This is a genomic window from Kitasatospora sp. NPDC088742, assembly GCF_055584905.1.
In genome coordinates this window covers 33,545-41,986 of the sequence record NZ_JBVJLD010000067.1, presented here as the reverse complement: position 1 = coordinate 41,986, position 8,442 = coordinate 33,545, and the positions used below count along the sequence as shown (strand labels likewise).

The window sequence follows — 8,442 nt, the reverse complement described above, 5'->3', positions numbered from 1 at the left end:
GGCCCGGGCCGAGCCGTGGGCCCGGGGCGTCGGCCCGGAGACGAAGGCCGTCTCGCCGTTCAGCAGGGCCCGCAGGTCCATCCCGCCCAGGGCCAGCAGCACCCCGGCGGCCAGGACCGCGAGTGGGTACCACCACCAGGCGGCGCCCTGGCCGAGCCAGCCGGGCCCGGCCAGCGCGGCCACCGCCAGCGCACCGAGCGGGGCGATCATGCCCACCAGCGACTCGGCCCAGAAGCTGGCGCCGCTCCTGGTCACCCGGGGCAGCCGCCAGGGCAGTGCCATCAGGGCCAGTTCCAGCACGGCGAGCGCCGCGAGCACCTTGGTGTCCGCACCGCCCAGGGTCCAGAGCGCCACCGCGTAGGCGGCCACCGCTCCGACCGCGAACAACCGCCCGGGCTCCAGCCGCCAGGCCGCCGGGTCGAAGCTCGACGCGTACGTCCGGTCGGCCCGACGCGCGGTGTCCTCCGGGGCGACCGCCGTCATCGCGCGGCCCCGGCGTCCGGCGCGACCACGATGCCGAGCTCCAACGCCTCCGCCAACAGCGGCTCCAGGCCCTCGAACCCGGCACCCGAGCCGGCCAGCACCTGCTCCACGCTGCGGACCCCGTCCAGACCCTGGAGCAGCGCGAGCCACTCCGGCGACTCCTCCTCGTCCAGCACGTAGGAGATGGAGCCGTCGGTGACCAGGTACCAGACCGCCGGCTCGTCGGCCGAGTGCAGCAGCAGCACGCCCTCCGCCGGGGCCAGCACCGCCGACGGGTCGACCGGGGACCGGCGGATGACGGCCGCCGTCACCTCCTCGGCCTGCGCGTCCCAGTCGGAGACCGGGACGGAGACCGGGACGGGCGCCTTGACCGCGTCCACCAGCGGACCGGGAGGTGCGGCGAGCATGTTCTCGAGCAGTCCCATGTTGACGACCCGGAGCAGGAACTCCACGTGCCCGCCGGACGGATCCTCCGTCAGGGCGGCCAGCACGGCCCGTGCGTGGTCCGCGTCCAGGTACTCGCGGGCTCCCGGCCCGGAGAGCGCCTCCTCCAGCAGCGCGCCGCCGTCCTGCGCCAGCATCCGGACGAAGCTGCGGTAGGTGTGCCGCACGCCGTCCCCGTAGAAGAACGGCACCTTGGGGCGGTCCACGAAGTCGGCCGGCAGCACACCGGCCAGGCCGCGGCGGAGGATCTGCTTGTCCCAGATCAGCGCCGGCCGCAGCTCGGCCGGGACGGCGGCGGCGATCTCGACCAGGCGGTGGTCGAGGAAGGGCACCCGCGCCTCGATCCCGTTCCCGGCGGCGGTGCGGTCCTCGTGCCAGCAGTTGTAGAGCTGGACGTCGCGGTACTTCCAGCGGAAGTGCAGCCCGTACGGGTCCTGGTGGTCCGCCTCCGCGCCCCGGCGGAGCACCTCCGGACGGAGCAGCGGCAGGCCCGGGTGGTCCCACCAGGCGGCGAGCTCGGGCCGGCGGCGCCGGTCGCGCTGCAGCGCCATCCGGTCGAGGTTGGCCATGAAGTCGGACCAGTCGCCGCCACCGGCGAACCCCGCGGAGTAGCCGCCGTTGAACTCGTCGGAGCCGCCGCCGAGCAGCATCGCCTTGACCTCGGGCGCGTGCGCGCCGACGTAGCGGTACATCTCGTACTTGTAGTAGGCCTCGGGGCCGGCCAGCGGGGTCTCCAGCTGCCAGAGGAGGCGCTTCCACTCCTCCACCCCGGGCACCGCCGAAGTGTCGAACAGCACCTGGTGGTTGACCAGTCCGAGGTGGGAGGAGATCCGGTGGCCGTACTCGGCGTCCTGGTTCTCCAGGGTGCTGCCGTTGAGCGCCGTGAAGGTCCTCGGCCGGATGCTCGACAGCGCCGCCACGGCGGCCGAGTCGATCCCGCCGCTGAGGAAGAGGCCGACCTCGACGTCGGCCGTCTCGCACTCCTTGACGGAGGCGGCCAGCGCCTCGGCGTAGGAACTGACGAGCTCGCTCTCCGAACCGGTCCGGGCGCCGTCGTAGTCGGGGAAGTCCCAGTAGCGGTGGACCTTCCGCTCGCCGGTGCCGAGGTCGAAGGTGGTGATCGCGGCCGTCGGCGCGAGCTCGACGTGCTTGAACCAGGAGTGCGGCGCACCGTCCTCCGGGACCGCGGCGGCGGTCATCATCTGGTCCGCGAGCGCACGCTCCCAGTCCAATTCGCGCGGGCAGTCCGGGTCGTCGAAGAGCGCCTTGATCTCGGAGGAGAAGACGATCCGCTCGCGGTTGACGTGGAAGTACAGCGGCTTGATGCCGAACCGGTCGCGGGCGAACACCAGCCGGTTGCGGTCCCGGTCCCACAGCACCACGGAGAACATCCCGCGGACCCGGTCCAGGAAGGCCAGGCCGTCGCGGCGGTACAGGTGGAGCAGCACCTCGCAGTCCGAACCGGTCCGCAGCCTGGTACCGGCGGGCAGGCCAGCGGCCAGCTCGCGATGGTTGTAGACCTCGCCGTTGGCGATCAGGACCAGCGAGCCGTCCTCGGTGCTGAGCGGCTGGCCGCCGCCCGCCGGGTCCACCAGGGAGAGCCGGACGAAGCCGAGGCCCACCGGGCCCGACCGGTGGTACTCGGTGTCGTCCGGGCCCCGGTGCGCGACGGTGCGGGTCATCCGCCGAAGCAGCGCGTCCGCCGACTCCGGCAGGTCTCCCCCGCCGAGCCGCGCGATTCCAGCCAAGCCACACATGGTTACCCCACTCGTGCCACTGCGTGTGCGATGCCCTGACCGACCGTCAGGAGCCTTGGGAGCGTCGGCGCGCACAGCGCGCGGCGGCGGGAGCTGGCCCACCCGGCCGACGAGCCGTGATGCTCGCACGGCCCGGAGACGACCCTCAACCGCGCATCCCCGGAGTGCGGAGAACCGCACCGGCTCTTCCGCCGGGCGGAAGCACCCGGGGGCTGCGGTCGACACCGCCGTGCGGACTCGGTCATATTCCGGCTGCCGGTCGGATGTGCGGACCCCGCAGGAGCTGCGGAGCGGTTCCCCCGGCCCGCGACCCGAGACCGAACTGCCGGGAGAGGCAAACCAGATGACTGAGTGTGGGGACCGCCCGGCCGGACAACCGGTGCGGATCGTGCGGATCGCCGGCGACGGCGTCGGCCCGGAGCTGGTGCGGGCGGGCAGCCGCCTGGTCGAGGAACTGGGCATCCCGGTGGAGTGGCTGGACCACCCGGCCGGCCTCGGCGCGTACGAGACCCACGGGGCCACCGCCCCGGCCACGACCATCGAGGCGGTGCGCGAGACCGGCCTGGCGATCAAGGGGCCGTTCGCGACCCCCAACGGCGGCACCGTGCGCAGCGCCAACCACTACCTGCGCCGGGAGCTCGACCTCTACGCCTGCCTGCGGCCGCTGCCGCTGCCGGGCCGGCCGCCGGTCCTGCTGGTGCGCGAGAACGTGGAGGACATGTACGCCGCGATCGAGTGGTCACCGGTGCCGGGCGTGGCGAACGCCCTGCGGGTGACCACCGAGGCGGGCTCCGAGCGGATCGCCCGGTACGCCTTCGAACTGGCCGCCCGCGAGGGCCGCGAGCACGTGACCGTGGTGCACAAGGCGAACAACCTCAAGCTCACCGAGGGCATGTTCCTGGCCGCCGCCGAGCGGGTGCGGGCCGACCACCCCGGGATCGGGCTGCGCGAGATGCTCGCCGACACCGCCTGCTCGACCATGATCCTCGACCCGGACGCCTTCGACGTCATCGTGACCTCCAACAACTTCGGCGACCTGCTGAGCAACATCGGCGCCGCCGTGGCCGGCAGCCTCGGCCTGGTCGGCAGCCTGAACAGCGGCGCCGGCATCCACGTGGCCGAGGCCGGCCACGGCCACGCCGCCGAGCTGGCCGGCCACGACCGGGTCAACCCGGTCGCCTTCCTGGACAGCATCCGGCTGCTGCTCGACGCGGCCGGCTTCCGGCGCGAGGCCGCCGCGACGGCGGCCGCCCTCGACGGGGTGCGGAGCTCCGGCCCGCGCACCCTCGACCTCGGCGGCAGCGCCTCGACGACCGAGGTCGTCGACTTCGTCTGCCGGGCGGCGCGGCACGCGCTGACCGACTGACGCCCCATCAACCAACCGGCCCAGAGCGGGAGCACACCGTGCGCGACGACATCATTCTCGAGGACACCACCCTGCGCGACGGGGAGCAGACGCCGGGCGTCGCGTTCTCCTTCGACACCAAGACCGCGATCCTCAACCGGCTGATCGCGGCCGGCGTCCAGTGGGTCGAGGTGGGCATCCCGGCCATGGGCGGGGAGGAGCTGCGCTTCATCGAGTCGCTGGTCGAGCGGCAGGACGAGGCCCACCTGGTGGTCTGGCACCGGGGCATCCGGGAGGACGTGGAGAAGACCCTCGACATGGGCTTCAAGCACGTGCACATCGGCCTGCCGACCTCCTCCGTCCACCTGGACAAGTCGGTGAAGAAGGACCGGGCCTGGCTGCTGGAGACCGCCCGGACCCTGATCGGCTCGGCGAAGGACCGGGGCGCCTTCGTCTCGGTCAGCGCCGAGGACCTGGCCCGCACCGAGCCCGGCTTCCTGCAGGAGTACGCGGGCGTGGTCCGGGAGGCGGGCGCGGACCGGCTGCGGCTCTCCGACACCATCGGCGTGCTGACCCCGGAGCAGTACGGCGACCGGGTGTCGCTGGTCCGCTCGGCCTGCGACATCGACCTGCAGTGCCACACCCACAACGACTTCGGCCTCGGCACCGCCAACACCCTGGCCGGCCTGCGGGCCGGCGCCCGCTACTTCCACGTGACGGTCAACGGCATCGGCGAGCGCGCCGGGATGGCCGACATCGCGCAGATGGCGGTCACCCTCAAGCTGCTCTACGGCGTCGACCTGGGCCTCGACCTCACCGCCCTGCGGGAGCTGAGCCGGCTGGTCGGCACGGCCGCCCACCACACCGTGCTGCCCTGGCAGCCGATCGTCGGCGACAACGTGTTCGCGCACGAGTCCGGCATCCACGCCAAGGGGATGCTGGAGGACACCTCGACCTTCGAGCCGTTCCAGCCCTCGGTGGTCGGCGGTGAGCGCCGGTACGTGCTGGGCAAGCACTCCGGCCGGGCGCTGGTCGCCTGGATGCTGGGCAACGCGGGCGTCAGCGCCGACGACAAGGTGCTCCAGGAGTGCCTCGAGCTGGTCCGCCAGCAGTCCATCGACACGGCCGGCCCGGTCTCGCCCGAGGAGCTGCTGGAGATCCACCGCACCGTGACGGCGGCCGCCCGATGACCTCGCTGGTCCGGCCGCTGGCCGGTCACGACGGGGCCCGGATGGTCAGTCTGGCGGCGGCCCGCGAGGCCGGCCTGCACCGGCTGGCGCGGGCTCCCCGGACAGCGCTGGTGCTCGCCGAGAACATCCTCCGGGCGGCCCATCGCGGTCCCGCCGAGGGGCGGGACGAACGGGTCGGCCGGGCGCTGGAGCTGACCGACCGGTACCTCGCCGCGGCCGTCGGCGGGGAGCAGGTCTCGCTGGACTTCGCCCCGGCCCGGCTGCTGCTCCAGGACCACTCCGGCGTCCCGGTGCTGGCCGATCTCGCCTCGCTGCGCTCGCTGCTGGCCGACGACGGCGCCGACCCGGAGCTGGCCGCCCCGAGCCTGCCGGTCGACCTGGTGGTCGACCACTCGGTCGAGGCCCACCACAGCGGCGGCCCGGAGGCGCTCGCCCTCAACACGGTCCGCGAGTACGAGCTCAACTCCGAGCGCTACCGGCTGCTCCGCTGGGCCCAGGGAGCGGTGCCGGAGCTGCGGGTGGTCCCCCCGGGCCACGGCATCGTGCACCAGATGCACCTGGAGCACCTGGCCCGGGTGGTCACCACCGACGCCGAGGGCCTGACCGTGCCGGACACGGTGCTCGGCACCGACTCGCACACCCCGATGGTGAACGCGATCGGCGTGGTCGGCTGGGGCATCGGCGGCATCGACGCCTCGGCCGTGCTGCTCGGCATCCCGGTCTCGCTGCGCAGCCAGCGGGTGATCGGGGTCCGGCTCACCGGCACCCCGGCCCCCGGGGTGGCGGCCACCGACATCGCCCTCACCCTCACCGAACTGCTGCGCGGGGTCGGCGTGGTGGAGACCATGGTGGAGTTCTTCGGCCCCGGCCTGGCCGGCCTGTCGGTCACCGACCGGGCCACCGTCGCCAACATGGCTCCGGAGTACGGCTGCACCACGGCCTGCTTCCCGGTCGACCCGACGGTGCTGGCCTACCTGCGGCTGACCGGCCGCTCCGAGGAACACGTCCGGCTGGTGGAGTCCTACACCCGGGCGCAGGGGCTGTTCGCCGACGGGGCGGAGGAGGACCGCGAGTACTGGCGCACCCTGGAGCTCGATCTCGGTTCGGTCGAGGTCAGCGTGGCCGGGCCGCGCCGCCCGCAGGACCGGCTGCCGGTCCGCGAGACGGCACGGAGCTTCCGCGCACTGGTCGGTGACGCCCCGTCCGGCGGCCCGGCGGACGGTGCGGTGGGCGGCCCGGCGGACGGTGCGGTGGCGATCGCGGCGATCACCAGTTGCACCAGCACCTCCAACCACATGAGCATGCTCACCGCCGGCCTGCTGGCCCGCAACGCCGTCGCGGCCGGGCTCACGGTGCCCGGCTGGGTCAAGACCAGCCTCGCGCCCGGCTCCCGCGCGGTCAGCCGCTACCTGGAGTCGGCCGGGCTGATGGAGCCGCTGGCCGCCCTCGGCTTCTCGGTGGTCGGCTACGGCTGCACCACCTGCATCGGGAACTCGGGTCCGCTGCACGAGGGGATGGCCGGGCTGATCGCCGGGCAGGACCTCAAGGCGGTCGCGGTGCTCTCGGGCAACCGCAACTTCGAGGGCCGGATCCACCGCGACGTGGCCGCGGCCTACCTGATGGCCCCGGCCCTGGTCGTGGCGTTCGCCCTGGCCGGGCGGATCGACCTGGACGTCACCACCGACCCGCTGGGCACCGGCCGCACCGGCGAGCCGGTCCGGCTGGCCGATCTCTGGCCCACCGCGGGCGAGTTGGAGGCGGCCGCCAGGTACGTCGACCGGGACTGCTACGCGGCCGACCGGGACGAGCTGTTCACCGGAGACGACACCTGGGACGCGCTGGACGTGCAGACCGGCCCGGTCTTCGGCTGGCCCGAGGGCTCCGACTACCTGATGCGCTCCCCGCTGGTGCGCCGGCCGGCCGGGGACGAGCTGGCGGACCTGCGCGGTGCCCGGGCCCTGGTCTTCGCCGAGGACTCGACCACCACGGACCACATCTCCCCCGCCGGGCACATCCCGGCCTCCTCCCCGGCCGGCGCGTACCTCACCGGACTGGGTGTTCCCGTCGCGGAGTTCAACTCCTACGGCTGCCGCCGGGGCAACCACCACGTGATGATCCGGGGCACCTTCGCCGGGACCGGCCTGCGCAACCGGCTGGCCGGCGGGCGCAAGGGCGGGTACACCCGGCTGCTGCCCGAGGGGACCGTCACCACCGTGCACGAGGCCGCTGCCGCGTACGCGGACCGTGGCACCCCCGTGGTGGTGCTGGCCGGCCGGGACTACGGCATGGGCAGCTCACGGGACTGGGCGGCCAAGGGCCCCCGGCTGCAGGGTGTCCGGGCAGTGCTGGCGGAGAGCTTCGAACGGATCCACCGGAGCAACCTGGTGGCGGCCGGCATCGTCCCGCTGGAGTTCGAACCCGGCCGCACCCCGGCCGAGTTGGGGCTCACCGGGGAGGAGCTGTTCGACCTCGACGGGCTGGCCGGCCTCCGGCCGCGCGGCCAGGTCGAGGTGACGGCCCGTTCGGAGAGCGGGGAGGTGGTGGCCCGGTGGACCATGCGGGCCCGCGTCGAGACCGAGCGCGAACTCGACTACGTGCGCCACGGCGGGTTCCTGGGCCACGTCACACAACGACTCACGGAGGCATCATGACCGTCCAGACCGCCCCGGCGGCACCCCGGGCCATCACCCCGGAGGGGGAGCGCTTCCTCCACCTGGTGCCGGTCCACCGGGACTTCAAGCCCGACGTCGAGTTCCGGGACATCATGCCGGTGCTCGCCGACCCGGAGGCACTGCGGTACGCCCGCAACCGGCTGGCCGAGTGGGCCGCGCCGCTGCGCCCCGACTTCGTGGCGGCGGTGGACGCGCGCGGCTTCGTCCTCGGCAGCATCCTCGCGGCGGAGCTCGGCTGCGGCCTGCTCACGGTCCGGAAGAAGGGCAAGCTGCCCGGTCCGCTGCTCGACTCCACGTTCACCGGCGAGTACGCCACCGACACCCTGGAGATGCGGACCGACCTGCTGCCCGCCGGTGCCCGGGTGCTGGTGCACGACGACCTGATGGCGACCGGCAACTGCCTGCGGACCGTGGCGGCGATGGTGGAGCGGCTCGGCGGCGAGGTGGTCGGCCTGTGCTCGCTGGTCGAGAAGGCGTTCCTCGGCGGCCGGGCCCAGATCACCGGCTACGAGTTCCGCTCGGTCTTCACCTACCACGCCTGACTCCCCCGG

6 protein-coding genes are annotated in these 8,442 nt (G+C 73.7%); 4 read left to right on the top strand and 2 right to left on the bottom strand.

Annotation, left to right across the window (positions count from 1 at the left end; translation table 11 throughout):
• A partial coding sequence (locus tag ACZ6ZR_RS35095; RefSeq protein ID WP_465649478.1) for a hypothetical protein occupies nt 1-483 on the bottom strand: 483 nt, incomplete at its 3' end.
• On the bottom strand, nt 480-2,675 hold the full coding sequence (asnB, locus tag ACZ6ZR_RS35090; RefSeq protein ID WP_465649476.1) for an asparagine synthase (glutamine-hydrolyzing): 2,196 nt from the start codon (nt 2,673-2,675) through the stop codon (nt 480-482). The genes ACZ6ZR_RS35095 and asnB, both read right to left, overlap by 4 nt.
• Nucleotides 2,676-3,027: 352 nt before the next feature.
• Here asnB and ACZ6ZR_RS35085 point away from each other — a divergent pair, with 352 nt between their 5' ends.
• From ACZ6ZR_RS35085 to ACZ6ZR_RS35070, 4 genes are read left to right on the top strand one after another with little or no spacing between them, the layout of a single operon-like run.
• Nucleotides 3,028-4,050: an isocitrate/isopropylmalate family dehydrogenase gene (locus ACZ6ZR_RS35085; RefSeq protein WP_465649474.1), complete on the top strand. Its 1,023-nt coding sequence runs from the start codon at nt 3,028-3,030 to the stop codon at nt 4,048-4,050.
• A gap of 38 nt (nt 4,051-4,088) precedes the next feature.
• Nucleotides 4,089-5,219, top strand: coding sequence for a homocitrate synthase/isopropylmalate synthase family protein (locus tag ACZ6ZR_RS35080; protein ID WP_465649472.1), 1,131 nt, complete (start codon nt 4,089-4,091; stop codon nt 5,217-5,219).
• On the top strand, nt 5,216-7,870 hold the full coding sequence (acnA, locus tag ACZ6ZR_RS35075) for an aconitate hydratase AcnA (protein ID WP_465649470.1): 2,655 nt from the start codon (nt 5,216-5,218) through the stop codon (nt 7,868-7,870). Before ACZ6ZR_RS35080 ends, acnA begins: the two co-directional genes overlap by 4 nt.
• Nucleotides 7,867-8,433, top strand: coding sequence for an adenine phosphoribosyltransferase (locus ACZ6ZR_RS35070; RefSeq protein ID WP_465649468.1), 567 nt, complete (start codon nt 7,867-7,869; stop codon nt 8,431-8,433). Before acnA ends, ACZ6ZR_RS35070 begins: the two co-directional genes overlap by 4 nt.
• Nucleotides 8,434-8,442: the final 9 nt, after the last annotated feature.